Annotated in this window: 28 protein-coding genes; 8 read left to right on the top strand and 20 right to left on the bottom strand. The window is 69.4% G+C overall.

From position 1 onward, the window contains the following. Window positions 1-9 precede the first annotated feature (9 nt). From leuE to gloB, 5 genes are all read right to left on the bottom strand, one after another. The gene (gene leuE / locus LMA02_RS06035; RefSeq protein ID WP_228907272.1) at window positions 10-681 is read right to left on the bottom strand and encodes a leucine efflux protein LeuE; all 672 of its coding nucleotides are present in this window, start codon (window positions 679-681) and stop codon (window positions 10-12) included. 37 nt (window positions 682-718) lie between these two features. Continuing rightward, complete coding sequence (gene carA / locus LMA02_RS06030) at window positions 719-1,864, bottom strand: glutamine-hydrolyzing carbamoyl-phosphate synthase small subunit (RefSeq protein ID WP_228907271.1); 1,146 nt, start codon at window positions 1,862-1,864, stop codon at window positions 719-721. Between the two features lie 363 nt (window positions 1,865-2,227). Beyond that, on the bottom strand, window positions 2,228-3,460 hold the full coding sequence (locus LMA02_RS06025) for an MFS transporter (protein ID WP_228907270.1): 1,233 nt from the start codon (window positions 3,458-3,460) through the stop codon (window positions 2,228-2,230). A 137-nt stretch (window positions 3,461-3,597) separates the two neighbouring features. Beyond that, window positions 3,598-5,172, bottom strand: coding sequence for a transglycosylase SLT domain-containing protein (locus LMA02_RS06020; protein WP_228907269.1), 1,575 nt, complete (start codon window positions 5,170-5,172; stop codon window positions 3,598-3,600). 151 nt (window positions 5,173-5,323) lie between these two features. Next, on the bottom strand, window positions 5,324-6,160 hold the full coding sequence (gene gloB, locus LMA02_RS06015; RefSeq protein WP_228907268.1) for a hydroxyacylglutathione hydrolase: 837 nt from the start codon (window positions 6,158-6,160) through the stop codon (window positions 5,324-5,326). 18 nt (window positions 6,161-6,178) lie between these two features. Between gloB and LMA02_RS06010 the strand changes: the two genes are divergently transcribed. The 3 genes from LMA02_RS06010 to dnaQ are packed head-to-tail and all read left to right on the top strand — an operon-like array spanning window position 6,179 to window position 8,204. Next, window positions 6,179-6,991 carry a class I SAM-dependent methyltransferase gene (locus LMA02_RS06010; RefSeq protein WP_228907267.1) on the top strand — a complete coding sequence of 271 codons (813 nt, stop codon included), beginning with the start codon at window positions 6,179-6,181 and terminating at the stop codon, window positions 6,989-6,991. Then, window positions 6,988-7,431 carry a ribonuclease HI gene (gene rnhA, locus LMA02_RS06005; RefSeq protein WP_105833750.1) on the top strand — a complete coding sequence of 148 codons (444 nt, stop codon included), beginning with the start codon at window positions 6,988-6,990 and terminating at the stop codon, window positions 7,429-7,431. Before LMA02_RS06010 ends, rnhA begins: the two co-directional genes overlap by 4 nt. A 38-nt stretch (window positions 7,432-7,469) precedes the next feature. After that, on the top strand, window positions 7,470-8,204 hold the full coding sequence (dnaQ, locus tag LMA02_RS06000; protein ID WP_228907266.1) for a DNA polymerase III subunit epsilon: 735 nt from the start codon (window positions 7,470-7,472) through the stop codon (window positions 8,202-8,204). 63 nt (window positions 8,205-8,267) lie between these two features. Here the strand turns inward: dnaQ and LMA02_RS05995 are convergent, their stop codons facing one another. After that, the gene (locus LMA02_RS05995; protein ID WP_228907265.1) at window positions 8,268-8,600 is read right to left on the bottom strand and encodes a YnfA family protein; all 333 of its coding nucleotides are present in this window, start codon (window positions 8,598-8,600) and stop codon (window positions 8,268-8,270) included. A gap of 539 nt (window positions 8,601-9,139) precedes the next feature. Here LMA02_RS05995 and proP point away from each other — a divergent pair. Continuing rightward, window positions 9,140-10,624, top strand: coding sequence for a glycine betaine/L-proline transporter ProP (gene proP, locus LMA02_RS05990; protein WP_228907264.1), 1,485 nt, complete (start codon window positions 9,140-9,142; stop codon window positions 10,622-10,624). A 112-nt stretch (window positions 10,625-10,736) separates the two neighbouring features. On the opposite strand, the gene LMA02_RS05985 is transcribed toward proP, so the two are convergent. Both LMA02_RS05985 and LMA02_RS05980 read right to left on the bottom strand, forming a co-directional pair. Then, the gene (locus LMA02_RS05985; RefSeq protein WP_006750289.1) at window positions 10,737-10,931 is read right to left on the bottom strand and encodes a hypothetical protein; all 195 of its coding nucleotides are present in this window, start codon (window positions 10,929-10,931) and stop codon (window positions 10,737-10,739) included. Between the two features lie 353 nt (window positions 10,932-11,284). After that, window positions 11,285-11,914 (bottom strand): glutathione S-transferase family protein, encoded by a 630-nt coding sequence (locus LMA02_RS05980; RefSeq protein WP_228907263.1) that lies wholly within the window; start codon window positions 11,912-11,914, stop codon window positions 11,285-11,287. A 186-nt stretch (window positions 11,915-12,100) separates the two neighbouring features. On the opposite strand from LMA02_RS05980, the gene phaZ reads away from it, so the two are divergent. Further along, the gene (gene phaZ / locus LMA02_RS05975; RefSeq protein WP_228907262.1) at window positions 12,101-13,324 is read left to right on the top strand and encodes a polyhydroxyalkanoate depolymerase; all 1,224 of its coding nucleotides are present in this window, start codon (window positions 12,101-12,103) and stop codon (window positions 13,322-13,324) included. Here phaZ and LMA02_RS05970 read toward each other — a convergent pair. The 11 genes from LMA02_RS05970 to madL all read right to left on the bottom strand — a co-directional run bounded on the left by LMA02_RS05970 (window position 13,311) and on the right by madL (window position 22,319). Continuing rightward, window positions 13,311-13,979 carry a phosphoribosyltransferase gene (locus tag LMA02_RS05970; RefSeq protein WP_228907614.1) on the bottom strand — a complete coding sequence of 223 codons (669 nt, stop codon included), beginning with the start codon at window positions 13,977-13,979 and terminating at the stop codon, window positions 13,311-13,313. The two genes, phaZ and LMA02_RS05970, sit on opposite strands and share 14 nt — an antisense overlap. Before the next feature lie 190 nt (window positions 13,980-14,169). Next, entirely contained in the window at window positions 14,170-14,691 is a 522-nt protein-coding gene (locus tag LMA02_RS05965) for a phospholipase D-like domain-containing protein (protein ID WP_175663937.1), read from the bottom strand. A gap of 149 nt (window positions 14,692-14,840) precedes the next feature. Next, a complete protein-coding gene (gene mdcH / locus LMA02_RS05960; RefSeq protein ID WP_228907261.1) occupies window positions 14,841-15,773 on the bottom strand; it encodes a malonate decarboxylase subunit epsilon in 933 nt (310 codons plus the stop codon). Beyond that, window positions 15,770-16,636 carry a triphosphoribosyl-dephospho-CoA synthase MdcB gene (mdcB, locus tag LMA02_RS05955; protein WP_228907260.1) on the bottom strand — a complete coding sequence of 289 codons (867 nt, stop codon included), beginning with the start codon at window positions 16,634-16,636 and terminating at the stop codon, window positions 15,770-15,772. The genes mdcH and mdcB overlap by 4 nt, the downstream gene beginning before the upstream one ends. After that, window positions 16,633-17,301 carry a malonate decarboxylase holo-[acyl-carrier-protein] synthase gene (gene mdcG, locus LMA02_RS05950; protein WP_228907259.1) on the bottom strand — a complete coding sequence of 223 codons (669 nt, stop codon included), beginning with the start codon at window positions 17,299-17,301 and terminating at the stop codon, window positions 16,633-16,635. The genes mdcB and mdcG overlap by 4 nt, the downstream gene beginning before the upstream one ends. Continuing rightward, on the bottom strand, window positions 17,288-17,995 hold the full coding sequence (gene mdcE / locus LMA02_RS05945) for a biotin-independent malonate decarboxylase subunit gamma (protein WP_228907258.1): 708 nt from the start codon (window positions 17,993-17,995) through the stop codon (window positions 17,288-17,290). Before mdcE ends, mdcG begins: the two co-directional genes overlap by 14 nt. Window positions 17,996-18,074: 79 nt before the next feature. Beyond that, window positions 18,075-18,998: a biotin-independent malonate decarboxylase subunit beta gene (locus tag LMA02_RS05940; RefSeq protein ID WP_228907257.1), complete on the bottom strand. Its 924-nt coding sequence runs from the start codon at window positions 18,996-18,998 to the stop codon at window positions 18,075-18,077. Next, window positions 18,995-19,309 (bottom strand): malonate decarboxylase acyl carrier protein, encoded by a 315-nt coding sequence (mdcC, locus tag LMA02_RS05935; protein ID WP_006754569.1) that lies wholly within the window; start codon window positions 19,307-19,309, stop codon window positions 18,995-18,997. The genes LMA02_RS05940 and mdcC overlap by 4 nt, the downstream gene beginning before the upstream one ends. Window positions 19,310-19,319: 10 nt before the next feature. Beyond that, window positions 19,320-20,966, bottom strand: a complete 1,647-nt coding sequence (gene mdcA, locus LMA02_RS05930) for a malonate decarboxylase subunit alpha (RefSeq protein WP_165751173.1) — start codon at window positions 20,964-20,966, stop codon at window positions 19,320-19,322. Between the two features lie 178 nt (window positions 20,967-21,144). Then, complete coding sequence (gene madM, locus LMA02_RS05925; RefSeq protein ID WP_228907256.1) at window positions 21,145-21,912, bottom strand: malonate transporter subunit MadM; 768 nt, start codon at window positions 21,910-21,912, stop codon at window positions 21,145-21,147. An 11-nt stretch (window positions 21,913-21,923) separates the two neighbouring features. Beyond that, the gene (gene madL, locus LMA02_RS05920; protein ID WP_166726046.1) at window positions 21,924-22,319 is read right to left on the bottom strand and encodes a malonate transporter subunit MadL; all 396 of its coding nucleotides are present in this window, start codon (window positions 22,317-22,319) and stop codon (window positions 21,924-21,926) included. Window positions 22,320-22,651: 332 nt separating this feature from the next. On the opposite strand from madL, the gene LMA02_RS05915 reads away from it, so the two are divergent. Further along, complete coding sequence (locus LMA02_RS05915; protein ID WP_011656476.1) at window positions 22,652-23,500, top strand: LysR substrate-binding domain-containing protein; 849 nt, start codon at window positions 22,652-22,654, stop codon at window positions 23,498-23,500. A 7-nt stretch (window positions 23,501-23,507) separates the two neighbouring features. Here the strand turns inward: LMA02_RS05915 and LMA02_RS05910 are convergent, their stop codons facing one another. Beyond that, entirely contained in the window at window positions 23,508-24,425 is a 918-nt protein-coding gene (locus LMA02_RS05910; protein ID WP_228907255.1) for a 3-hydroxyacyl-CoA dehydrogenase NAD-binding domain-containing protein, read from the bottom strand. Window positions 24,426-24,670: 245 nt separating this feature from the next. Here LMA02_RS05910 and LMA02_RS05905 point away from each other — a divergent pair, with 245 nt between their 5' ends. Both LMA02_RS05905 and LMA02_RS05900 read left to right on the top strand, forming a co-directional pair. After that, window positions 24,671-25,111, top strand: coding sequence for an Hsp20/alpha crystallin family protein (locus LMA02_RS05905; RefSeq protein WP_228907254.1), 441 nt, complete (start codon window positions 24,671-24,673; stop codon window positions 25,109-25,111). A 16-nt stretch (window positions 25,112-25,127) separates the two neighbouring features. Further along, the gene (locus LMA02_RS05900; protein ID WP_228907253.1) at window positions 25,128-25,538 is read left to right on the top strand and encodes an Hsp20/alpha crystallin family protein; all 411 of its coding nucleotides are present in this window, start codon (window positions 25,128-25,130) and stop codon (window positions 25,536-25,538) included. Window positions 25,539-25,545 lie beyond the last annotated feature (7 nt).

Below are 25,545 nucleotides of genomic sequence, written 5' to 3'. Positions count from 1 at the left end.
CGGCTGCGCTCAACTCATGGTGGCGAGCGCGAGCTTCACCGAGAAACCGATGAACAGGCCGCCCACGCTGCTCGCCGCACCCGCCGCGAGCTTGCGGCGGCGGCGGAAATGCTCGGCGAGCCGCGCGCCCGCGAAGATCAGCGTGCTCAGGTACAGGAAGCTCGCGCATTGCGCGATCGCCCCGAGCACGACGAACGACAGCGCGGGATGCGGGAATGCCGGGTCGACGAACTGGATGAAGAACGAGATGAAGAACAGGATCGCCTTCGGATTCAGGAGGCTCACGATCAGCGCCTTGCGGAACGGCTTGTCGAAAGACCGCTCGCCGTCGACCGCAAGCGGCGCGTCGGCCGGCGCATCGGCGCGTGCGCGCAGCTTGCGCCACGCGCCGCGCAGCATCCCGGCGCCGATGTACAGCAGGTACGCGGCGCCGCCGTACTTGACGACGGAGAACAGCAGCGGGTTCGCCTTCAGCAGCGACGCGACGCCCGCGGCGGACAGCACCATCAGCACCGCATCGCCGACGAACACGCCGCAGGCCGCGCGATAGCCGGCCTTCACGCCGCGCTGCGCCGCGAGCGACAGCACGTACATCGAGTTCGGCCCCGGCAGCAGGATGATGAAGATCACGCCGAACACGTAGGTCCAGATATCCGTGATGCCGAGTGCGTGGCCGAACATGATGCGAATCTCCCGTTCTTCGGTTGCTTCAGTGACGTCAGGCGTTGCGCTGCTGCGCCGCGTCCATCAGGGCGGTGAAACGGTCGAACAGATAGCCGATGTCGTGCGGGCCGGGCGACGCTTCCGGGTGGCCCTGGAAACAGAACGCCGGCTTGTCGGTCAGCTCGAAGCCCTGCAGCGTGCCGTCGAACAGCGACACGTGCGTCACGCGCGCGTTGGCCGGCAGCGAATCCGCGTCGACCGCGAAGCCGTGGTTCTGCGACGTGATGACCACGCGGCCGTCGCCGAGATCCTTCACCGGATGATTCGCGCCGTGGTGGCCCGTCTTCATCTTCAGCGTCTTGGCGCCGACCGCGAGGCCCATGATCTGGTGGCCGAGGCAGATGCCGAAGGTCGGCACGCCGCGCTCGATGAATTCCTTCGTGGCCGCGATCGCGTAGTCGCACGGCTCCGGGTCGCCCGGGCCGTTCGACAGGAAGATGCCGTCCGGATTCAGCGCGAGCGCGTCGGCCGCGCTGGCCTGCGCCGGCAGCACCGTCACCTGGCAGCCGCGCTCCGCGAGCATGCGCAGGATGTTGTACTTGACGCCGAAGTCGTACGCGACGACGCGGTACTTCGGTGCTTCCTGCATCCCGTAGCCGCCTTCGAGGCGCCATTCGGTCTGCTTCCACTCGAACGGCTTCGTGGTCGACACGACCTTCGCGAGATCCATGCCGGCGAGGCCCGGGAACGAGCGCGCGAGCTCGATCGCCTTCGCCTCGTCGTCCGAACCGGCCAGGATGCAGCCGTTCTGCGCGCCCTTGTCGCGCAGGATACGGGTCAGCTTGCGGGTATCGATGCCGGCGATCGCGACGACGCCTTCGTCGCGCAGGTAGTCGCCGAGCGTGCGGTCCATGCGGAAGTTCGAGGCGAGCGTGGGCAGATCACGGATGATCAGGCCGGCGGCATGGACTTTCGTGGCTTCGACGTCTTCGGCGTTGATACCGACGTTGCCGATATGCGGGTAGGTGAGCGTGACGATCTGACGCGCGTAGCTCGGATCGGTCAGGATTTCCTGATAGCCGGTAATCGCGGTATTGAACACGACTTCACCGATCGTATGGCCTTCGGCCCCGATCGAATAACCACGAAAGACCGTGCCGTCGGCGAGTGCAAGCAAGGCGGGAGAAAAAGACGGCAACACGGGAGGCTCCTTGGGGAACACCCTGCTGCCGACCTGTTTACCCTGCCGCGCGAGCGCCGCGCTGCGTAGGCGCGCGGAGTCGCTAGCTGGACGCGACCTGCGTTGTCGAGACGCGAACCCGGCGCGTGGCGCACGAGGCTTCGCGGCATCGCCCGACAGGCGGCGTGCGGCGGATGAACGGGATGAGTGAGGTAGGCGCTAGGGTGCGAGGTTGATCAGCACAAACTTTCAAATTATAGCCCGAAAATGGCCCTATCTTCAATCGATATGGCCGCCCGATCATGCATGCGGCGCGCCTGACGCCAGCGGCGACCGCGCGCCGCGCGCGCTGCTGCGGCCCCGTTTGCGCAGGCCGCCCACCCGTCAGCGTACCGCCGGATCACCCTGCTTGCCAGTGCCGCGCGCAGGCCACGCGTACCAGACCGCACTCGCGAGTTGCAGCGCGAGCAGCGCGCTCCATGCGGTGACGTGCGCGGCGGCCGGATAACGGCCGTCGATCGCCGGCCAGTGTGACAGCACCGCGCCGATGCCGATCTGGAACGCAAAGATCAGCACGAAGATCACGAGCGTGAGCGTCGTGTTCGCGCGCCCGATCAGATGGGCCGGGAAATGACGGGCCAGCACCGCATAGGTCAGGATCCCGACGCCGCCGAACATCCCGTACGCCGCCCACAGTACGGCCGGCGGCAGCGGGATGCGCGCGACGATCGCGGCTTGCGTCGCGACGAACAGCGCCATGCCGACGCCGCAAAACGCCTGGACGGACACCCCGCGCCGCTCGAGCACGCGCGCCGCCGCGCCGAAGCCGACGCAGCCGGCCATCATCGCGAACCCGAGCACCGACACGAGCTGGGCCGCGCGCTGCGCATCGAACCCCGCGACATCGCGCAGGTACGGCCCGACCCACAGCGACTGCATCGCGTAGAACACGCCCTGCGTGACGACCGAGAACGACGAGATCTTCCAGAACGCGCGGCTGCTCAGGATGTGCCAGGTGCCCTTGAACTGGCTGACGAGCCCGCCCTGGTGGCGCGGCTGTTCGGCTTCCGGCGCGCCGAAGCCGATCGCGGCGGCGACGACGATCGTCAGCACCGCGAGGCCGCCGCAGATCGCGCGCCAGCTCGCGAGCCCGAGCAGCCAGGTCAGCGGCGAGCCGACCGCGACGCCGCCGAGGCCCCCGACGGCCATCACGAGACCGTTGAGGAGCGGCAGCCGGCCGACCGGAAAATGCTGCGCGAGCGCCTTGAACGCCGCACCGAGGCACACCGATACGCCGACGCCGATCAGGAGCCGGCCGACCATCATCGTGCCGAGGTCGTGCGCGACGCCGAACACCGCGGCGCCGGCCGCCGCGAACAGCAGCATCCCGGCCGTCACGCGGCGCGGGCCGAAATGGTCGAGCAGCACGCCGGCCGGAATCTGCGCGCCGGCGAAGCCGAGGAAATAGAGGCTGGTGAGCAGCCCGAGATCGGCGGCCGACAGCCCGAGCTCGTGCGTGACGAACGGCGCGAAGCCGAGATTGACGCCGCGGAACACATACGACACGAAATACCCGATCGCGAACAGCGCGAGCACTCTCACCTGCACCGACGACATCGCCTCTCCTTGCTATCCCGCGCCCCGCTGCCGCGCACAAATGAAAACGCCGTCACCTCGGTGACGGCGTTGCTTTCGTCGGATGATAACGCAATCGCGCGCCCCGGACGGACCGCCGCGTTGCGATCGCGACCGCGTTACTTCTTCTTGCCGTTGTGGGCAGCAGCCTTGGCCGGCGCCGCCTTCGCGGGAGCCGCCTTCGCCGTGCGGGCCGCCGGCTTCGCGGCACCGTGCTTCGCGCCACGCGACTTGCCGCCGACGGACAGGCTCGCGCGCTCGATATGCGCACCAGCCGCCGACGTCGCGATCCGCTCCGGACCCGGCTCGGCCGGCACCGAACGGCCAACCGGCACGTGCAAAACGAGCGCCTGGCCCGGCATCACCATATCGCGGTGCGTACGGTTCCATGCCTTCAGCTGGCCGACCGACACGCCGTAGCGGCCGGCGAGTGCGGCCATCGACTGCTTGCGGCGCACGCGGATCAGCATCTTGCGCGTGTCGGGCACATCGGGTTCGATCGCGAGCGCGCCATTTTCCGCGACGTCCGCGCTGATGTCCTCGTCGTCATCGTCGCCGCGCGGCACGACGATCGTCGAACCGGGCTTCAGGCGCATGCCGGCCGGAATCTTGTTGACCGACATCAGCGTGTCGGCGTCGACACCGATCTTCTCGGCGATCGCGGCCGGGCGCGCGCGCTCGCTGACCGTGTAGGTGGTCCACGACGACAGCTGGCCGTTGTGCGCCTTCAGGTTCTTCTCGAACGCCGCCGCATTGTCGAACGGCAGCAGGATCTGCGGCTCGGTCGCGCCCAGGATCACCGGCTTCGAGAACGACGGGTTCAGCGAGCGGAATTCGTCGAGCGGCAGGTTCGCGAGCTTCGCGGCCACCGCCACGTCGATGTCGCGCGATGTCGTGACCGTCACGAAATACGGGTGGTTCGGGATGTCAGGCAGCGCGAGGCCGTACTGCTGCGGACTCGCGATGATGTTCTTCACCGCCTGCAGCTTCGGCACGTAGTTACGCGTCTCGTTCGGCATCCGCAGGCTCTGGTAGTCGGTCGGCAGGCCGGCCGCCTGGTTGCGCGCGATCGCGCGCTGCACGTTGCCTTCGCCCCAGTTGTAGGCGGCCAGCGCCAGATACCAGTCGCCGAACATGTCATGCAGGCGCGACAGGTAGTCGAGCGCGGCGCTCGTCGACGCGAGCACGTCGCGACGCTCGTCCTGCCACATGTTGCGCTTCAGGTTGTACGTGCGGCCCGTGCCCGGCATGAACTGCCACATGCCGGCCGCCTTCGCGACCGACAGCGCCTGCGGGTTGTATGCGGATTCGATGAACGGCAGCAGCGCGAGCTCGGTCGGCATGTGTCGCGCTTCGAGTTCCTCGACGATGTGATACAGGTACTTCTGCGAGCGCTCGGTCATGCGCTGCACGTAATCGGGACGCTGCGTGTACCACGTCGTCTGCATGTCGACGAGGTCGCTCTGCAGGTCGGGCATCTGGAAGCCGCGACGGATGCGGCCCCAGAGATCGGAGTCCGCACTGGTCAGGTCGCCGACGGATTGCTTGTCGACGTCGACAGTTTCTTTGGCGGTGGCTGATTTACGGAGGTAGTTGGACGTCGCCTGCGAATCGGCGGCGTTGTTGGCGACAGGGGCCTGGCTCGCACAAGCGGCGAGTAGCAGGACCACCATCGCACTCAATATAAGTCGCATGAAAATCTCGGCTTCCGACGGCTGGAAATTGCAGGCGATACTACGGAAGTGCGTGCTTCACGTCAATAAAAACACCGAAAACTCAGCGAAATCCTACATTTGGAGCAATTTTTACAGGCGCCACCTGAGGTTTGGAATCCTCCGGAATGCGTCATCGGAAACGATTTTTCCACTCGCGCATCAGCGTGAATGCCGCCAGACGATCCGGCACCGTTTCGTGCAGCTCGGCCGCGAGCGTCGCATGGATCGCCGTGCTGTCCGCGCGCATGAACGGGTTGACGGCACGTTCGTGCGCGATCGTGGTGGGGAGCGTCGGCACGCCGCGCGCGCGCAGCGCCTGCGCGTCGTCGCGCCAGGCGGCGAGCGCCGCATTGCCCGGTTCGCAGGCGAGCGCGAAGCGGATGTTCGACAGCGTGTATTCGTGTGCGCAATGCACGCGCGTGTCGCCGGGCAGCGCCGCGAGCGCGTCGAGCGACGCGAGCATCTGCGCGGGCGTGCCTTCGAACAGGCGGCCGCAGCCGCACGAGAACAGCGTGTCGCCGCAGAATACGTGCGGCGTGGCCGCGCCTTGACCAGCCCTGCCTGCGCCGGCCGCGCCTACGCCGGCCGCCTGAAAATACGCGATGTGGCCGCGCGTATGTCCGGGCACGTCGAGCACGTCGAACGCGAGCGCCGGTGCGTCGAGCGTCACGCGATCGCCGCCCGCGAGCGGCCGCGTGACCACGCCGATCGCCTCGGCTGCCGGGCCGTAAACCACGAGCGGCACATCGTCCGGTTGGCTATCGCGCAGTGCGGCGACACCGCCGACATGGTCGGCGTGGTGGTGCGTGAGTAAAATAGCGGTCAACCGCCAGCCGCGTTCCGCAAGAACACGGCGTACCGGCGCGGCTTCACCCGGATCGACGGCGATCGCATCGCGGCCGTCCGACACGAGCCAGATGTAGTTGTCTTCGAATGCCGGCACCGGCACGTATTCCAGCTCGTTCATGGGCGCGCAATCAACGTTATGTCCGATCCACAAATTATAGACTGGCCCGCCTGGACCGACTCGCCGCCCGGCCGCTACGTGCTGGGCTGGGAGCAGGCGCAGCTCGACCGGATCGTGTCCGACGTGTTCGGGTTTCACGCGCTCCAGCTCGGCCTGCCGCAGCTCGATGCGCTGCGCGAGAACCGCATGCCGTATCGCGGCCTCGTGCTCGACCCGGCGAGCGGCGCGAGCGCGCCCTACCAGTATCCGTGGGCGCGCGAGGCGCGCGGGCCCGAACATGCGCCGACCGATCGCAGCACGACGTGGTGCGACCTGCTCGACCTGCCGTTCGAGTCGCAGAGCGTCGACCTGATCGTGATGCCGCACACGCTCGAATTCACGTCGGACCCTCACCGCCTGCTGCGCGAGGCCGAACGCGTGCTGATGCCGGAAGGCCAGCTCGTGATCACCGGCTTCAATTCGCTGAGCCTGTGGGGCATGCGGCAATCGTTCGGGCGCATGGCGAACCGCCCGTTCGTGCCGGCCGCGCGCGACCAGATCGCGTTCATCCGGCTCAAGGACTGGATCAAGCTGCTCGGCTTCGATCTCGAGCGCGGCCGCTTCGGCTGCTACCGGCCGCCGCTCATCACCGACAAATGGCTTGCCCGCTATGGCTTCATGGAAGCCGCCGGCGACCGCTGGTGGCCGATCTTCGGCGCCGTCTACATGGTCACGGCCGTCAAGCGCGTGCGCGGCATGCGCCTCGTCGGCCAGATCAAGATGAAAAAGCCCGTGCTCGCGCCGGGCCTGACGCCGGCGGCCACCCCAACCACCCATCAAGAACACTCATGACCACCGACACCATCGACATTTATACCGACGGCGCCTGCAAGGGCAACCCCGGCCCCGGCGGCTGGGGCGCACTGCTGCGCTACGGCGACCGCGAAAAAGAGCTGTTCGGCGGCGAGCCCAACACGACCAATAACCGCATGGAGCTGATGGGCGTGATCGGCGCGCTCGAAGTGCTCAAACGGCCGTGCCGCGTGATCGTCCATACCGACTCGCAGTACGTGCAGAAAGGCATCAGCGAGTGGATCCACGGCTGGAAGAAGAAAGGCTGGGTCACCGCGGCGAAGACCCCGGTGAAGAACGCCGACCTGTGGAAGCGGCTCGACGCGCTCGTCGCGCAACACGAGATCGAGTGGCGCTGGGTGAAGGGCCACGCCGGCCATCCCGAAAACGAACGTGCGGACGCGCTCGCGAATCGCGGCGTCGAATCGCTCGTGGCCTGAACCCAGGCCATCCTACTGTCTTTCCCGATTTATCCGACATGCGCCAGATCATTCTCGATACCGAAACCACCGGCCTGAACCCCCGCACGGGCGACCGCCTGATCGAAATCGGCTGCGTCGAGCTGCTGAACCGGCGGCTCACCGGCAACAACCTGCACATCTACGTGAACCCCGAGCGCGACAGCGATCCGGGCGCACTGGCCGTGCACGGCCTCACCACCGAGTTCCTGCGCGACAAGCCGAAGTTCGCGGAAGTCGTCGACCAGATTCGCGACTTCGTGAAGGACGCCGAGCTGATCATCCATAACGCGCCGTTCGACCTCGGGTTCCTCGACGCCGAATTCGCGCGGCTCGACCTGCCGCCGTTCACCGAGCATTGCGGCGGCGTGATCGACACGCTCGTGCAGGCCAAGCAGATGTTCCCCGGCAAGCGCAACTCGCTCGACGCGCTGTGCGACCGGTTCGGCATCAGCAACGCGCACCGTACGCTGCACGGCGCACTGCTCGACTCGGAGCTGCTCGCCGAGGTCTATCTCGCGATGACGCGCGGCCAGGACAGCCTCGTGATCGACATGCTCGACGACGCAGGCGCCGACGGCGGCGCGGCGAACGGCCAGCGCGTGTCGCTCGCGTCGCTCGACCTGCCGGTCCTCGCGGCGAGCGACGACGAGCTCGCCGCCCACCAGACCCAGCTCGACGAGCTCGACAAGTCGATCAAGGGCACCTGCGTGTGGCGCAAGTCCGCCGACGTGGATACCGCCGAAGCCGCCTGACGCGGCGTCCCGCAAGTCTCGAAAGCCTCAAGAGCCTCGAAAAAGTCCCGCCTGCAGCCGCGCTTACGCGCGCGGCTGCAGCGCGATGACGGCCATCCCGCCGAGCGCGAGCACCGCGCCCACCGCATCCCAGCGCGTCAGCGCGACGCCGTCGACCACCCGCAGCCAGATCAGCGCCACCGCGATATACACGCCGCCGTACGCCGCGTACGTGCGCCCCGCGGCGCTCGGGTGCAGCGTCAGCAGCCACGCGAACAGCGCGAGCGACAGCGCGGCCGGCACCAGCAGCCACACGGGCCGCCCGCCCTTCAGCACGAGCCACGGCAGGTAGCAGCCGACGATTTCGGCCAGCGCAGTGACGGCGAACAGCGCCGCGATCTTCATCAGTTCGGTCATCCGGTTCCTCGTGAATTCGCCCGTCGCCCGGCGGGCCGCGCGACCCCGCCGCGCGCCGCCGATCATACCGGAGCCGACCGCGCCGGAACCCCCGCCCCACGGGGGATTCCGGGCAATTTGCACGATCGTCTGTCATCGTGCTATCATGTCGCCTGTTTCAACATTCAATCTCTGTCTATTCGATTTCGAGAGAAGTCCGTCCGCGCGTTGCGGGCCGGTGCTTCGACCGGAATTGCATCCACAGGAAAGCCCGCCCGACAGGCCCGCTTTTCTCGTTTCGTTGCCCCTCCGGGGCAGTTGCCGGAACACCGGACCCCGTCCGCACCGGCATCCGCCGCTCGCATCACGCGGCCCATTCTTCATGAGCGCACCGTCGCGACGGCCCATCGGGCCCGCGTCGAAGCAATCCCTTACGGCCTCTTACCGCCCTATGTGCAGTAAGCGCTTAAAGGCTTGCCCCGACGCGCAGCACACGACATCGCGCTTGCCGGCAAACCGTGTCGGACGGCCCAGCCGTTCCGGCGCAGTCAAAGGAGTGCATGACCTTGACCGCAACACACGTCAGCCCGACCGCTGCTTCTTCCTCCACTTCGTCCGGCGAGGCCCCGCTCGCCGCGGACGACATTACCGTCGTCGACCAAAGCCTGCTCAAACGTGCCGTCAGCGCGATGGCCATCGGCAATGCGATGGAATGGTTCGACTTCGGCGTCTACAGCTATATCGCCGTCACGCTCGGCAAGGTGTTCTTCCCGTCGAGCAGCCCGTCCGCGCAGCTGCTCGCGACCTTCGGCACCTTCGCGGCCGCGTTCCTCGTGCGCCCGCTCGGCGGCATGGTGTTCGGCCCGCTCGGCGACCGCATCGGCCGCCAGCGCGTGCTCGCCGCCACGATGATCATGATGGCCGTCGGCACCTTCGCGATCGGCCTGATCCCCAGCTACGGGTCGATCGGCATCATGGCGCCCGTGCTGCTGCTCGTCGCCCGCCTCGTGCAGGGCTTCTCGACCGGCGGCGAATACGGCGGCGCCGCCACCTTCATCGCCGAGTTCTCGACCGACAAGCGCCGCGGCTTCATGGGCAGCTTCCTCGAGTTCGGCACGCTGATCGGCTATGTGATGGGCGCCGGCGTGGTCGCGCTGCTCACCGCATCGCTGTCGCAGGAAGCGCTGCTGTCGTGGGGCTGGCGCGTGCCGTTCCTGATCGCGGGCCCGCTCGGCCTGATCGGTCTGTACATCCGGATGAAGCTCGAGGAAACGCCGGCGTTCAAGCGCCAGGCCGAAGAGCGCGAAGCGCAGGACAAGGCCGTGCCGAAGACACGCTTTCGCGACACGCTGCTGCGCAACTGGCGCGCGCTGCTGCTCTGCGTCGGCCTCGTGCTGATCTTCAACGTGACCGACTACATGGTGCTGTCGTACCTGCCGAGCTTCATGTCGTCGACGCTGCACTTCGACGAATCGCACAGCCTCGTGCTGGTACTGATCGTGATGGTGCTGATGATGCCGCTGACGCTCGCCGCCGGCCGCCTGTCGGACAAGATCGGCCGCAAGCCCGTGATGCTGGCCGGCTGCGTCGGCCTGCTCGTGCTGTCGATCCCGTCGATGATGCTGATCCATGCGGGCACCACCGCTTCGGTGTTCAGCGGCCTGCTGATCCTCGGCGTGCTGTTGTCGTGCTTCACCGGCGTGATGCCGTCGGCACTGCCGGCGCTGTTCCCGACCGAGATCCGCTACGGCGCGCTCGCGATCGGCTTCAACGTGTCGGTGTCGCTGTTCGGCGGTACGACGCCGCTCGTCACCGCGTGGCTCGTCGACGTGACCCACAACCTGATGATGCCCGCGTACTACATGATGGGCGCCGCCGTGATCGGTATCGTGTCGGTGGTCGCGCTCGCCGAAACCGCGCGCCAGCCGCTCAAGGGCTCGCCGCCGGCCGTCGCGTCGCGTCGTGAAGCCCACCAGCTGGTGCGCCAGCTGCGCGAGGAAGAGGACACGGAGATCTATGGCGTCGTGTCGGCCGCCCGCGCCTGAGCGTCATAAATGAAAAAGCCCCGGCCGAAGCCGGGGCTCGATCGAATCCGATCGGCCCGACCGGCGCTTGCGCCGGCCGGGCCTTTTTTTCGTCTGTCCGGTGCACGGACCTTCATGCGTGCGCTTCGCCGTTGCGGGAGAAGATCAGTGCGCGCGAACGCGACATGGCAGCCTGCGCGCCGCGCGCGGCGACAATCAGGCCGACCTGGCCGAGATTGAAGTCGCGCTCGACCATCAGTTGCGTCAGCGCGGCAAGCGGCAACACGACGGACGGGTGGTACAGGCTCGATTCGATCAGGGCTCTCATCTTCGGCTCCATCAGGCAATGCGTATTCGATGGAGTGGATTCTAGGGACCGGGTGCATCCGGATAAATGGCACGAATGCGAAGTCACTTGTCAGCGGCCGAGAACAATCGGCCGGCCCTTTGCCGGCGCGGCCGAGCGGGTGGCGAGGGGCGACCGGGGGACCGTAAAACGGACGCACGCGCCGTCGTTTTGCGCACGCTGCGCCGGACGGCCGGGGAGAAAACGGGCGGCCTGACAGTCGAGGACGGCCGGGTCAATCCGTGCCGGATGCCGGCAAAGGTCCCGATGAGGCCACACGCATGCCGGTCGCGCCCCGGCCCCTCGATCGAGCGCCGCCGCGAGCGACGCCAGCTTCAGTCGAGCGGCGTCTCGACAAACGCCGGCAGTACTTCCGCGCGCGCCGAATGCGCGGCGAGTGCCGGATAACGGGCCGGATCGATCCGCGCGAGCGCCGGGTAATCGGCGGTCATGAACTGCGTGAAACGCCATGCGACGGCGACGGTCACGTCGGACTGCAGCAGGCGCGCGCCGCCGAGCCAGCCGTTCGCGGCCGCGACCAGCGGCTCGAGTTCGCCGTACGCGGCCTCGAGCTGGCTCAGCACCCGCTCGAGCCACGGTGCGTGCTGCTTGTCGGCCGGCCGCAGCGCCTGCTCGTACACGACCTGCACCGTCTTCTCGGCCGCGGCCAGCGCCAAACCGACCGGCACGAGCGCGCGCAGCCGCGCGTCGGCGGCGTCGGGCAGCAGGCGCCGCTCCGGCGCGACGCGATGGTCGAGGTAGTCGACGATCAGCGACGAATCGATCAGCGTCGTGCCGTCGTCGGTCACGAGCGTCGGCGCCTTTACGACCGGGTTCAACGTCCGGAACCGGTCGAAGTGGCGGAACACCGAGACCGACTCGTGTTCGAACGGCAGGTCGAGCAGCTTCGCCGATATGGCGACACGGCGCACGAACGGGGAATCCAGCATGCCGATCAGCTTCATCGCAAACGCTCCGCTTGAGGGGGAATGGGAGCGACGACTGTAGCAGCGCCGTGCGTCGCCGCCTAGCGCGACGCGTGCCCGATGCATGCTTGATCCACGTCACCCGGTCACGTTTTTTTTGACACCCGCTGTGCGGCTGGAGTGACCATAATGCAGATTCACGCCCCTTCCGCGCCAAGGTTTGCCATGTGGTACGCCGTCGTCGAGCAGCAGCGGGAATGGATGCGCGCGTGGCGCGAAGCGACGCGTCACGCGTTCGACGTGTGGCCCGCCGCGACGCTGCCGCACACCGCGTCGTCGTGCTATGACGACCTGTTCGAGCCGCTGCTCGGGCCGGCCGTCGGGCCGCCGCGCTTCGAGATCCGGCGGCCGGCCGTCGACGAGCGGATCGTCGCGCGCACGCCGTTCTGCCAGCTGCGGCGCTTCGCGCGCGACGGCGCACGGCGCACGATGCTGCTGTGCGCGCCGCTCGCCGGTCACGCGGCCGTGGTGATGCGGGAGACCGTCGAGGCGCTGCTCGCGGACGGCGACGTGTGCGTGACCGACTGGGTCAATGCGCGCGACGTGCCGCTCGCGGCGGGCCGCTTCGGGCTCGACGAGTACGTGGCGACGCTCGACGGCTTCGTCGACGCGCTCGCACGCGACGATCGGCCGCTGCACGTGGTCGCCGTGTGCCAGGCCACCGTGCCCGCGCTCGGCGCCCTTGCGCTGCGCGCCGCGCGCGGCCTCGCACCGCCCGCGAGCGTCACGCTGATCGGCGGGCCGCTCGACGCACGCGTCAACCCGAGCTCGCTCGGCACGACCGCCGCGTCGCGTTCGCTCACGTGGTGCCGCCGTCACCTGATCGACATCGTGCCGCCCTGCTTCCCCGGCCGCGGCCGGCATGTGTTCCCGACCTATCTTCAGCAAGGCGAAATCGCGCTGCTGTATCCGCAACGCTTCCTGGCGCTGATCGAGGACTACGCGCGCGCCGCGTCGCGCTTCGACCTGACGGCGCTGGCGGACGCGCGGCGCGCGCTGCGCGAATACACGGCGCTGCTCGACATGCCGGCCGAATATTTCCTCGATACCGTCGATGTCGTGTTCCAGCGAATGTGCCTGCCGAACGGCACGTGGGACGTCGGCGGCCGGCGCGTCGAGCCGGCCGCGCTGCGCGGCGTTGTGCTGCTGACGGTGGAAGGCAGTTGCGACGCCGTCACCGGCGCCGGCCAGACGCATGCGGCACTCGACATGTGCGGCGGCCTCGCGGCCGGCGAGCGCCATCGTGTCGACATCAACGATTGCGATCACTACGGGCTGTTCACGGGCGACCGCTGGCGCGGCGACGTCCATCCGGCGCTGCAGCGCGTGTTCGCGCAGGCCGAAGCCGCTCGCCCCGGATCGCGCCGGCGCCGGGTCAGGCGGACGTGATGCCGTCGTCCTGCGCGCGGGACGCCTCGAGCAGCGCACGCACCTCGTCGTCTCCGGTCTGGTCAAAACGCGCGTAGAACTGGCTTATCCCGAAGAATAGGTACGGCTGCGACACCGTCACGAACGCGTCGGCCAGACCGTCGAACACATGCCGCGCGCCGGCCGGCGCGACCGGTGCGGCGGCCACGATGCGCGCGGGATGGCGCTCGCGCAGCGCCTGCAGCGCGACGCGCATCGATGCGCCGGTCGCGACGCCGTCGTCGACGACGATCGCGATGCGGCCGTCGACCGGCAGCGGCGACCGGCCGCCGCGATACAGCGCGTCGCGGCGCTCCAGTTCGACGGTTTCGCGCGCGATCACGTCGGCCAGCTGGCCATCGGTCACGCCCATCGAGCGAATCGCCGCGTGTTGCAGGTGGATTGCCCCGCCGGTCGCGATCGCACCGATCGCGAATTCGGGATCGGACGGCATGCCGAGCTTGCGCACGACCAGCACGTCGAGCGGCGCGTGCAGCGCCAGCGCGATCTGGAATGCCACCGGCACGCCGCCGCGCGGCAGCGCGAGCACGACGACGTCGCCACGCCCCGCATAGTCGCGCAGCGCGTGCGCAAGCCGGCGACCCGCGTCGGCGCGATCGGCAAAACACTCGGTCACGATCGGCTCCCTGCGTTGCGCCGCACGCGCGACACCCGCGCCGGCGCCTGTCCAACGAGCATGGTTCATCGGCCGCGCCGATGCAAGCGGGGTCACACCGGCGTGGAAGGCATGCGGATTGCGGCTGGGGGCATGCCGCGCGGAAAGGGACAGTGGAATTCGCCCAGGCGGGCGCCGGACAGTTCGCCGGTCAGAGGCCGCCGGCCTGCCGGTACAGCCGCCAGAACGACTGCGCGTACGACTGCGCGAGTTCGGGCGCGCGCTGGAACACGTTCACCGTTTCCGCGCGCGCGGCGGCGTCGTCGGACAGTGTCGTCAGCGCGACGCTGTCGTCGACGATCACGAAGCGCGGTGCCGGATCGCCCTGTCGCGAGTCGATCGCGACATCGATGCCGGCCGATTTCAGATAGCCTGCGCCGCTGTACTTGCCTGCACGCGACGAACGCACCAGCACGACCCGCACTTCGATCCCGCGCGAGCGCGCCGCACGCAGCGCGGCCGCGACCGCGGGCGGCACGTACGCATAGCCGGCCAGCAGCACGCGGCGCTGCGCTTGCCCGATCAGGTCGACGGTCGCGTCGGCCGCCGCATTGTCATACGAAAAGTACGTGCCGACCGAGGCGGCGTCGGACGGAATCGGGCTGGCGTGGGCGCTCGCCGCGCAGCCGAGCGCGGCGAGGAGGAAGGCGGCTGGTCTCATGGCGGGCGCCATTGTAGCGACGCCAATGCGCGTGGCAAGCGCCCGCTGAAACGGTGCTGCGCCGGCGCAACACCCGCCGCGGAATAGCCCTCGAACCGAGCGGTTTCCGAATCGATGCACCGCGATGCCGGGGCGCTTGTGGGGCGCTTGCGCGCTGCCGGTCAGCCGGCCGCGACGCGCGCGAGCCAGCTCGCGATACCGTCGACGGAACGGAAATCCGCGACGCTGCGCGCCGGCAGCGCCGGATACGCGCCGCCCGCCATCTCGGCCAGCGCGCGACCGGGGCCGAGTTCGAGAAACGCGGTCGCGCCGGCCTCGACGCACGCGGCCAGGCAGGCCGCCCACTCGACCGGCTCCGCGATCTGCCGCGCGAGCTTGTCGAGCCCCGCGCCGATATCGAGCACCGACGCACCATCGATCCCCGAAAACAGTCGCGTCCCGGGCGGTGGCCGGCGCACGTTCACGGCGGCCAGCGACGCGCGAAACGCAGGGACCGCCGCCGCGAGCCGTCGCGTGTGCGACGCGATCCGCACACACACGGGCGCAACGCGCAGCGCCCCGTCGCGTGCGGCGTCGTCGGCCACCGCGGCGACGTCGGCCTGCCGCCCGGCCACCACGAACGCGTCGCCGGGATTGACGATCGCGATCGCGGCATCGCGTCCGTCGCACAGCTGCGCGAGTTGCCCGCGCGTCAGTCCGCGCACGAACGCCATCCGTTCGTCGCCGCCGCTCGCGGCGTCCATTGCACGCGCACGTGCATCGGCCAGATCCAGCGCGTCGTGCGGATCGATCATCCCCGCGACGCTCCACGACGCGACTTCGCCGACGCTGTATCCCGCGACACAGCGACGCCGCGGCCACACCGTGTCGAGCAACGCGGCCGCCGCGAGCGCCTGCACCGTGCAGAGGATCTGCGCGGCGCGGTTCTCGTGGAGCGCGTCCGGTTCGGCGTGCCGCACCCAGTGGCGCGGATCGTCGCCGAGGAGCCGGCCGGCGTGCGCGAACAGCGCATCGGCCTGCGGCAGCGCGCCGGTCAGCTCGAACATGTCCGCGCGCTGCGCGCCTTGCCCCGAACACAGGATCGCCAGCGTCATCGCCCGTCCTCATCCGCTTCGAGCGCATCGACGAACACGCTCATCGCCAGCAGGTCGGCCGCGCCGCCCGGGCTCAGCCGGCGGGCAACGAATGCGCGGTGTGCGGCCGCCGCGCGCAAGCGCCAGTCGCGGGCGCGTATGCCGCCGCGGGCGACGAACGCGCGTGCCGTGGCCCGAGCGAACTCCAGGCCGGCCTGCCCGCCCCGGTGCAGCAGATTCGTATCGTCGAGCGCGGCGATCAGCGCGAAGCAGGCATCGACACGCGCGGCTTCCGGGTCGCCCGGGACGCTGCGCCGCGCGCGGCGCAGGGCCGGCAACCCGACGCCGTACACGGTCATGAACCCGTCAGCCGCCTCGCGACGCGCGCCGCCGACGCCATAACGGCGGCTCGCGCGCTCGCCGTGACTGTCGGGCAGCCGCGGGCCGCCGAGGATCTCGGTGCCCCAGCGCCGCGCGACGAACGCGCCGAGCGTCATCGCGCATGCCGCCGTGCCGGGCACCGTGCGGCGGCCGGCGGCCGCGCACAGCAGCCCGAGCCCGAAGATCGCACCGCGATGCGTGTTGACGCCGCCGGTCGCGGCGAGCATCGCGTGCTCCGCCCGCAGCCCGATCTTGCGCAGCACGGCCATGTCCGCGTCGCGCGCGCCGGCTTCGGCGAGTTCCGCGAAGTACGGCCGCAGCACGGCCGCGCTGCGAGCGAACGTCGCGGCGTCCATGTCCGCATGGCTGCCGGTGTCGACGTGACTGACGAGCCCCGGTTTCGGATACGTGTCGATTTCGAGCACGAGGCTGCGCTCGGCCAGTGCGGCGATGCGCTCGGCGTCGGACGGCGCCGTTGCGCGGCGGGCGGCCCCTGCTCTCATCGCGCGCCTCCCGTGAATGCGTCGGCAGACATCAACTCGACGGCGATCGCCGTCTTGACCGCGACTTCAGGCAGCCGCGCATGCAGTTCGCGCCAGTTCACGCCGGCGCCGTCGTCGCGCAGCAGTTCGCCGTCGATACGCATCGGCGCACGCGCGTCGAGCGCCGCCAGGCCGTCGAGCAACGCGGCGAGCGAGGCGGCGGCCGGCAGCGGAAACACGATATCGAGATCGGAGGACGCGCTCAGGTAGCGCTCGCCCGTCAGCGCCTGCCAGGCGAGGCTGCCGAACACGCGGCCCGGCACGCCGCAGCGCGCGCCGAGCGCGTCCAGCTCGCGCAACGTCGCGTGCCATGCGTCGGGCGCGACCGCGAGCACGTCGGCCAGCGCAGGCAGCGGGCCGACCGCCGCCACCGCGTCGGCGGCGACGTTCAGCGCGATGCGCCGCTTGCCCGCGGAAGGCGGCAGCGGCAAGCCGAGCGGAATGCGACCCGCGTCGGCCTCGTCGGGCGAGGCGCGGCGCACGATCAGCGGCCAGCCGTGCGCAACCCACGCCTGCACCAGCGGATCGGCCGCCAGCACGGGATCGCGCGCGCATGCCGCGCCCCACCCGGCCGCCGTCAGCGTGACAAGCGTGTGGCGGCGCAGCAGTGTGTCAGCGTGCGGCACGCGCGAGTGCCTCGACGCGTCGCGCGACGTCGGCCGCGACCGGCCGGCCGCGCGCCGCACGACCGTCGCCGCGTTCGGCCGGCCTGCCGAGCCATTCGCCGACCTGCGCGTCGAGCGCGCGGGCCGGATCGAGCACGGCGTCGACGGCGCCCATCTTCACGAGATTGTCGAGCCCCGGCGCGAACACCGGCGTCGAGCGCGCCATCTCCTTCAGCACGTCGATCGGCAGCTTCGTCACGCGCGCCATCGACGGCAGGTCCATCACCTCCGGCTCGGCGCCCGGCACCGCGAGCAGCGTACGTGTCGCGAGCGCGGTCGCGATGAACGCACCCGCGGCCGTATGGCCGTACAGCACGCCGATCGTCCGGTGCCCGGCAAGCTCCGCCTGCATCAGGCATTTCGCGAGATGCGACAGCCCTTCGTTCAGGCCGAGCAGTTCGTCGCGCTTGCTCATCCGCTGGCTGTCGCTGTCGACGAGCACGAGAATCGGCGTGGCGCCGCCGCGCTCGATCGTGTCGAGCACGTGCGACGCGAGCGTCAGCGCTTCGTCGATGCCGAACGGCAAGCGCTCGGAAACGCCGATCACGTCGACGCGCGTGCCGGCCAGCTGCGCGTGGCCCGTCAGCAGGCCGCCGCCACGCGTAATCGAATGGCCTTTGGGAAACAGCGAGGTCAGGACTTCATCGAGCGTCATGCTGCCTCCCGCCGGGCCGCCCCAAGGTAGGCAGGCGCCCCCTCGGGGGGCAGTGAACGAAGTGAGCGTGGGGGTCGTTTCATTTCTGCTCCTGCAGTTGGTCGGCGAGCTTCGCGAATTCGTCGTCGGACATGCCCGGGATCGCTTCCGGCGTGTCCGCGCCGAGCGCGCGCCACACGTCGAGCGCGTCCTTGCATCCCCCGAACCGTTCGACGCGGGCTTCGAGACGCGTCTGCTCCGCGCGCAGCATCGCCACATCGAATGTCGGCGCACGGTCGAGCAGCTCGAGCGCCGCCGCGCGAAACGCGTCCGGCGTGTCGGCCACGTAACGATCCGCGCCGCCGATCAGCCGCCGATGCTTGCCGCCCATCGTGCGCCAGATCAGCGCGCGATCCTTCGCGTCGAACTCCTCGACACCGCGATTGGTCTCGATCACCTCGGGGCCCGACACGCTGATGCGCCCCTGCTCGGACACCGCGAGCGCCGAGCAGCACGCGGCGAGCAGCCCGCCGCCGCCGTAGCAGCCGGAGCGCCCGCCGATCAGTCCGATCACCGGCACGCCGGCCGCACGCGCGTCGACGAGCGCACGCATGATCTCGGCGATCGCGAGCTCGCCCGCGTTCGCTTCCTGCAGCCGCACGCCGCCCGTATCGAACAGGATCAGCACCGGCGTGCCGAGTTCGCGCGCCGCACGCAGCAGCCCGGTGAGCTTCGCGCCGTGCACTTCGCCGAACGCGCCGCCCATGAAGCGGCCTTCCTGCGCGGCGACGAACACCGGCTTGCCGTCGAGCCGGCCGTGGCCGACCACCATCCCGTCGTCGAACTGCTGCGGCAGGTCGAACAGCGGCAGGTGCGGGCTCGTCACGCGCTCGCCCGGCCCGAGAAATTCCGTGAAGCTGCCCGCGTCGAGCAGCCCGTCGACGCGCTGGCGCGCCGACGCTTCGTACCAGCTCGCGCCGTTCGCGACGAACGCGGGCGCGTCATGGATCATGTCGGTCATCATGCGTCCCCCTCGATCGCGCGCACGGCCTGCGCGAGCCGCAGCGACACCATGTCGGGCCGCGCGCCGCCGTCGTTGATCGACAGCTTCAGGCCGCCCGGCGCGCGCCGTTCGACGAAGTCCGACACGACGGCCTGCCACACCGCGCCGAAACCGACCGCCGCGGTGCGGATGTCGATCTCGCATTCATTGCCCGGCAGCACGCGCTCGACGAGCACCTCGAGATTGCCGGACGCGACCACGCCGACGAGCGCCGTGGCCCGTTCGCCCTGCGCGCGCTCGCGCGCGGTGAAGCGGTAGTTCAACTGTTCCATGCCCTCTTCCTCACCAGTTGCGGAACCGGGCCGGCGGCGCATACAGGCCGCCCGACCAGTGCACGAGATCCTTGATCGAGCGCGCGGCAAGCCAGCGGCGGTCGGCGTCGAGCGGATCGATGCCGAGATCCTCCGGACGCCGGATCACGCCGCGCTCGCGCAGCCGCTCGACCATCCTGCGGTCGCGGCCGCGGCCGACCTCGGTGTACCCGGCCACGCCGCGGATCGCGTGCTCGCGTTCATCCTTGTCGCGGCACATCAGCAGGTTCGCGATCCCTTCCTCGGTGACGATGTGCGTGACGTCGTCGCCGTAGACCATGATCGGCGCGAGGTCGAGTTGCAGCTTGTCGGCGAGCTTCAGCGCGTCGAGCTTCTCGACGAACATCGGCACGTTCTTGTCACCGAACGTCTCGCCGATCTGCACGACCAGCTTGCGGCCGCGCCTGAGCGCCGCCGGCGTGTCGGGGTCGGCTTGCGCGCCGGCCTTCAGCCACGGCTCGCTCGGATGACGCCGGCCGCGCGCGTCGCTGCCCATGTTCGGCGCGCCGCCAAAGCCGGCGATCCGCTCGGCCGTGACCGTCGACGAATGGCCCGCGAGGTCGATCTGCAGCGTCGAGCCGATGAACATGTCGCACGCGTAGAGGCCCGCGGTCTGGCAGAACGCGCGGTTCGAGCGCAGCGACCCGTCGGAGCCCGTGAACCACACGTCGGAGCGCGCGCGGATGTAGTCGTCCATCCCCACTTCGGAACCGAAGCAGTGAATCTGCTCGACCCAGCCCGACTCGATCGCGGGGATCAGCGTCGGGTGCGGATTGAGCGCCCAGTGCGTGCAGACCTTGCCCTTCAGCCCGAGCTTCGCGCCGTAGGTCGGCAGCAGCAGCTCGATCGCGGCCGTGTTGAAGCCGATCCCGTGGTTCAGGCGCCTGATCCCGTACGGTTCGTAGATGCCCTTGATCGCGAGCATCGCGGTCAGGATCTGCGTTTCGGTGATCGCGGCCGGGTCGCGCGTGAACAGCGGCTCGACGTAGAACGGCCGGCCGGCCTCGACGACGAAATGCACGCGGTCGCCGGGAATGTCGACGCGCGGCACCTTGTCGACGATGCGGTCGACCTGTGCGATCACGATGCCGTCCTTGAACGCGGTGGCCTCGACGACGGTCGGCGTGTCTTCGGTGTTCGGGCCCGTGTACAGGTTACCGTCGCGATCGGCGCTGACCGCGGCGATCAGCGCGACCTGCGGCGTGAGGTCGATGAAGTAGCGTGCGAACAGCTCGAGATACGTGTGCACCGCGCCGAGCGCGATCTTGCCGCCGAACAGCAGCTTCGCGATCCGCTGCGACTGCGGGCCCGAATACGCGAAGTCGAGACGCTTCGCGATGCCGCGCTCGAACACGTCGAGATGCTCGGGCAGCACGACGCCCGACTGCACCATGTGCAGGTCGTGGATCTTCGCGCTGTCGACGTCGGCGAGCGCCGTCGCGAGCAGGTCGGCCTGTTTCTGGTTGTCGCCTTCGAGGCAAACGCGGTCGCCGGGCCGCAGCACCGCTTCGAGCAACGCGACGGTGTCGCGCGCGTCGACCCGCTTGCCCTGCGCGTACGCCGCGCCGGCCGCGAGGCGTGCGTCGCGCGCTTGCCGCGCGTGATTCCATCCCGTCATGAACAGTTCTCCCGCTTCGATGGTTCAGCGGCATTCTAAGCCTGGCGCCGCCGTCGATTGATGATGTTGAAGAATGCGACTCAGAGGACGCCGCGATGGATTCGGCGCGCCGGAAACCGCGCACACCGGCTACACGCGCGGCCCGCCCGAGCGCGGCCCGCCGAGTCGCACGCGGCAGCTATGCGCCGACCAGCGCGCGCGTCGTGAAGAACAGCAGCGACGGGCCGAGCAGGCAGCCGACGCCCGTATGGAACGTCGCGACCAGCGCGCCATACGGCACGAGCCGGCGGTCGGTCGCGGCGAGGCCCGCGCTCACGCCGCTCACGGTGCCGGCGAGGCCGCCGAAGATCATCGCGGAGCGCGGCGTCTTCAGGCCCATGAAGTTGGCCGCGACCGGCGTGCCGACCATCACGATGATCGCCTTGACCAGCCCCGTCGCGATGCTGAGCGCGATCACGTCGGAGCTCGCGCCGATCGCCGCGCCCGTGACGGGCCCGACGATGTAGGTGACGGCGCCCGCGCCAATGGTCGTCATGCTGACCGCATCGGTGTAACCGAACGCGCGCGCGATGCACGCGCCGACGATGAACGGCAGCACGGTGCCGAGCAGCAGCGACACGACGCCGACGAGGCCGGCCTTGCGCGCCTCGGTCGGCTGCACTTCGAACGCGGTCGCGACGATCGCGAAATCGCGCAGCATCGCGCCGCCCATCAGGCCGACACCGGCGAACAACCGCACGTCGGCGAGCCCCTTCTCGCCGCCGGTGAACGCGCCGCCGACATAGGCGAGCACAAGACCGATCACGATCGCGATCGCGGAGCCGTGTACGCGGCCGAACGTGAGCTTGCGCGACGCGATCGACGACAGCCACATGATCAGGCCGACCAGCGCGAACGACGCGACGAGCCCGTTATGGGCGACGGTTTTTTCGAGCATCTGCAACATGGCGGCCTCCTTCACTGTTCTTCGAATTGCGGCACGCCCGCGAAGGCCGTGTCGTCGCGTCCGGTGCGCGCGAGTACCGCAATGCAGCATGCGCAGATCCCGACCGCGCCGACGGCGGCCAGCAGCGCGACCGGTCCGCCCTTCAGCGCGGCGACGACGTTCTGGTTCGCGGCCATCGCGACGACGACCGGGATGTACATCGCGCCCCAGAAACCGACGCCCGCCTCGGTCTCCTTCGGCAGCCAGCCGCGCCGGTGCAGCCACAGGCGCAGGCAGATCAGCAGCAGCATCGCGATGCCGACGCCGCCGACGTTGGTCTTCACGCCGATCGCGGTGCCCAGCAGGTCGCCGAGGAACAGCCCGGCCAGATGGCAGAACGCCAGTAGCGCGGTTCCGTAGATGATCATGAGTCGTCTCCAGTCTCTTCGTGACGAGCGCCTGACGCGTGCGGGAGTCAGGCCCGCACGCCGGTCCCGGGCGCGGACAGTCTGTCTCCTGCGGCGGGGCGCCGCGACCCGGCGGCTCGTCGTGCGAGCGCATTCTCGGGCGGTCGATGGGATGATGCGGTTTCGGGCCGGACGCCGGATGGCTTAGACTGACCGATGGAGCTGGCGGCACGGCACGGGCTACGCGTCCGATGTGCCCCCTTGCATGGGCCGCACCAGGGCGTGATCCGATACTAGCGCCGCAAAATCCGGCCATTTATGAAGTTGTCGAAACCGATTCAGTGGATTTAGCAATGCGTCCCTTACCGCCCGAGTTGCTGCGCAGCTTCGTCGCCGTCGCCCAGTCCGGCAGTTTCACCGCCGCGTCCGAGCGCGTGAGCCTGTCGCAGTCGACCGTCAGCCAGCACATCCGCCGCCTCGAGGAGCTGCTCGACCGGCCGCTGTTCGAGCGCGACACGCGCAACGTGCACCTGTCGCAGCACGGCGACGCGCTGTTCCGCTACGCGGTGCGCATTCTCGAACTGATGGACGAGGCCGTCACGTCGGTGTGCGGCCCGCCGCTGTCGGGCAAGGTACGGCTTGCGATGTCGGAGGATTTCGCGAGCGCGCACCTGACGGCCGCGCTCGCGAGCTTCGTGCAGCGCAACCCGGACGTCGAGCTCGCGATCTCGACGGGGCTGTCGGGCGACCTGTTCGATGCGCTCGACGAAGGCCGCCACGATCTGGTGTTCGCAAAGCGCGTCGCGGGCAGCCGGCGCGGCCGCGTGATCCGCAGCGAACCGCTGTACTGGTGCACCGGCCCCGATTCGCGGATCACCGGCCACGAGGCCGTGCTGCCGCTCGCGCTGCATCCGGAGCCGAGCGTGTCGCGCCGCCGCGTGCTCGAGTCGCTGGAGGCGGTCGGCCGCCCTTACCGGATCGCCGTCGTGAGCAGCAGCATCGCGGTGCTGCGCGCGGCCGCGAGCGCGGGGCTCGGCGTCAGCGCGTTCGCCGGCTACGTGATTCCGGCCGGGCTGGCACGGCTCGACGCGGGGCTGCCCGAACTCGGCGAGCTCGAATACGTGATCGACCGGCCCGCGGCTGCGTCACGCTCGACGCTCGCGCTCGAGGCGACGCTGATCACGGCCGCCGCCGAACTGTAGCGGGCGCTCAGGGCAGGAAACTGCGCCGCCGCGCGTCGATCAGCTCGACGAGCAGCCGGTCGCGCTCGGCCGCCAGTTCCTGCATCGAACGCTCGCCCTGGATCGCGCGCAGTTCGTCGTTCAGCTTGCGATCGACGGCCGGATCGAACGACGGCGTGCCGAGGTCGTCCCACCACGTCGTGATCGGCCCCGACAGGTGTTCGAGGAAGTGTGCGATCCCGCCCGCGCCGCCGCCGAGGTGATAGGTCAGACACTGCCCCATCAGGCCCCAGCGCAGGCCCGGGCCCCACGCGACGGCCTTGTCCGCATCGGCGACGCTCACCACGCCTTCGCCGACCAGGTGATACACCTCGCGAAACAGCGCGGCCGCGAGCCGGTTCGCGACGTGACCGGTCATTTCCTTGTTGAGCACGATCGTCTGCTTGCCGAGCGCGTCGTAGAACGCCTTCACGCGCGCGATCACGCCCGGGTCGGTCGCGTCGCCGCCGACCAGCTCGACGAGCGGAATCAGGTGCGGCGGGTTGAACGGATGCGCGATCAGGCAGCGTTCCGGATGCTTGTCGCATGCGGTCTGGATCTCCGACATCTTCAGGCCCGACGAACTCGATGCGATCGGCACGCGCGCGGGCAGCACGTCGTCCATCTGCCGGTACAACGCGCGCTTCAGGTCGAGCCGTTCGGGGCCGTTCTCCTGTACGAAATCGACGCCGTCGAGCGCGCGCCCGAGATCCGCGTCGAACGACAGCCGCGCGGAAAGTTCGGCGGCGCGTTCGCCGAGAAACGCGGCGAGTGCGTCGCGCAGCCGCGCGTCGGCCTGCGGCGCGGGATCGGTCGCGACGACGTCGAAGCCCTGCGACAGATAGAAAGCCGCCCAGCTCGCGCCGATCACGCCGGCACCAACGATCGCGATGCGTTGAATGTCCATGTCCGTCCCGTCTCCGTGGTCTGTGGATAGCGCGACGATTGTCGCATCGATTCGCATCGTCACGCGTTGATGCCGGTTGCAATTTCCCTCTTGAAAACCGCCGCGACGACCTCTAATTACCCGTTGCCAGGCAGTGCCCGTCACGCGCACTGCCCCCGTTTCGACTCAGCGGAAAACCGCGCATCGCACACGCCGTCGGCGTCGCGTCGTCGCGTCTTTCGCACTTCATGTTCCGGAGGACCTTCATGAGCGGTATCCATCACGGCTACGACCTGTTCGACGAATTCGCCCGCGTGCAGCGGCAGATGGCGAGCCTGTTCGGCGAGCATCCGACCGGCATCCGCGCGGTGCGGCCGAGCGCGTTTCCCGCGCTGAACGTCGGCGCGACCGACGACGCGATCGAGATCGTCGCGTTCGCCCCCGGCATGGCCGCGGCCGACTTCGACGTGTCGATCGACAAGGACCTGCTGACGATCAGCGGCGAGCGCAAGCCGGTGCCGCACGACGCCGGCGACGACCTGCGCACCTACGCGCAGGAGCGCTTTCACGGTGCGTTCCGGCGCGTCGTCGAGCTGCCGCAGAACGCCGACGCCGACAACGTCAGCGCCCGCTATGAAAACGGCTGCCTGCTGATTCGCGTCGGCCGGCGCGAGGCAGCGAAGCCGCGTGCGATCACCGTTCAGTAACCTTCAGGAGAACGACATGAATACCAGCCAGACCCTGACCGAACACAGGACCGGTGCCGTCCACGCGGCCGCCGCCGAAGCTGCGCGCCGGCCCGCGATCACGCCGGCCGTCGATATCGTCGAGGACGCGCGGCGCGTCACGCTGCGCGCCGACCTGCCCGGCGTGCCGCGCGAGAACCTCGACGTGAAGGTGCACGACAACACGCTGACGATCGAAGCCGACACGCGCATCGACACGCCGGCCGACCTGCGCGTGCGCCATGCCGAGGTCCGCGCGCCGCGCTTCGTGCGCACGTTCGTGCTGAGCCCCGATCTCGACACGTCGCAAATCGATGCGAGCCTGCGCGACGGCGTGCTCACGTTGACGATTCCGCGCCGCGAGGAAACACGCCCGCGCCGCATCGACGTGACGGCCGGCAACGCGTAAGCGCCGG

Origin of the sequence: Burkholderia sp. B21-005, assembly GCF_020843965.1 — a bacterium.
GTDB lineage: Bacteria > Pseudomonadota > Gammaproteobacteria > Burkholderiales > Burkholderiaceae > Burkholderia > Burkholderia ambifaria.
This window is presented reverse-complemented; position numbering and strand designations above follow the sequence as displayed.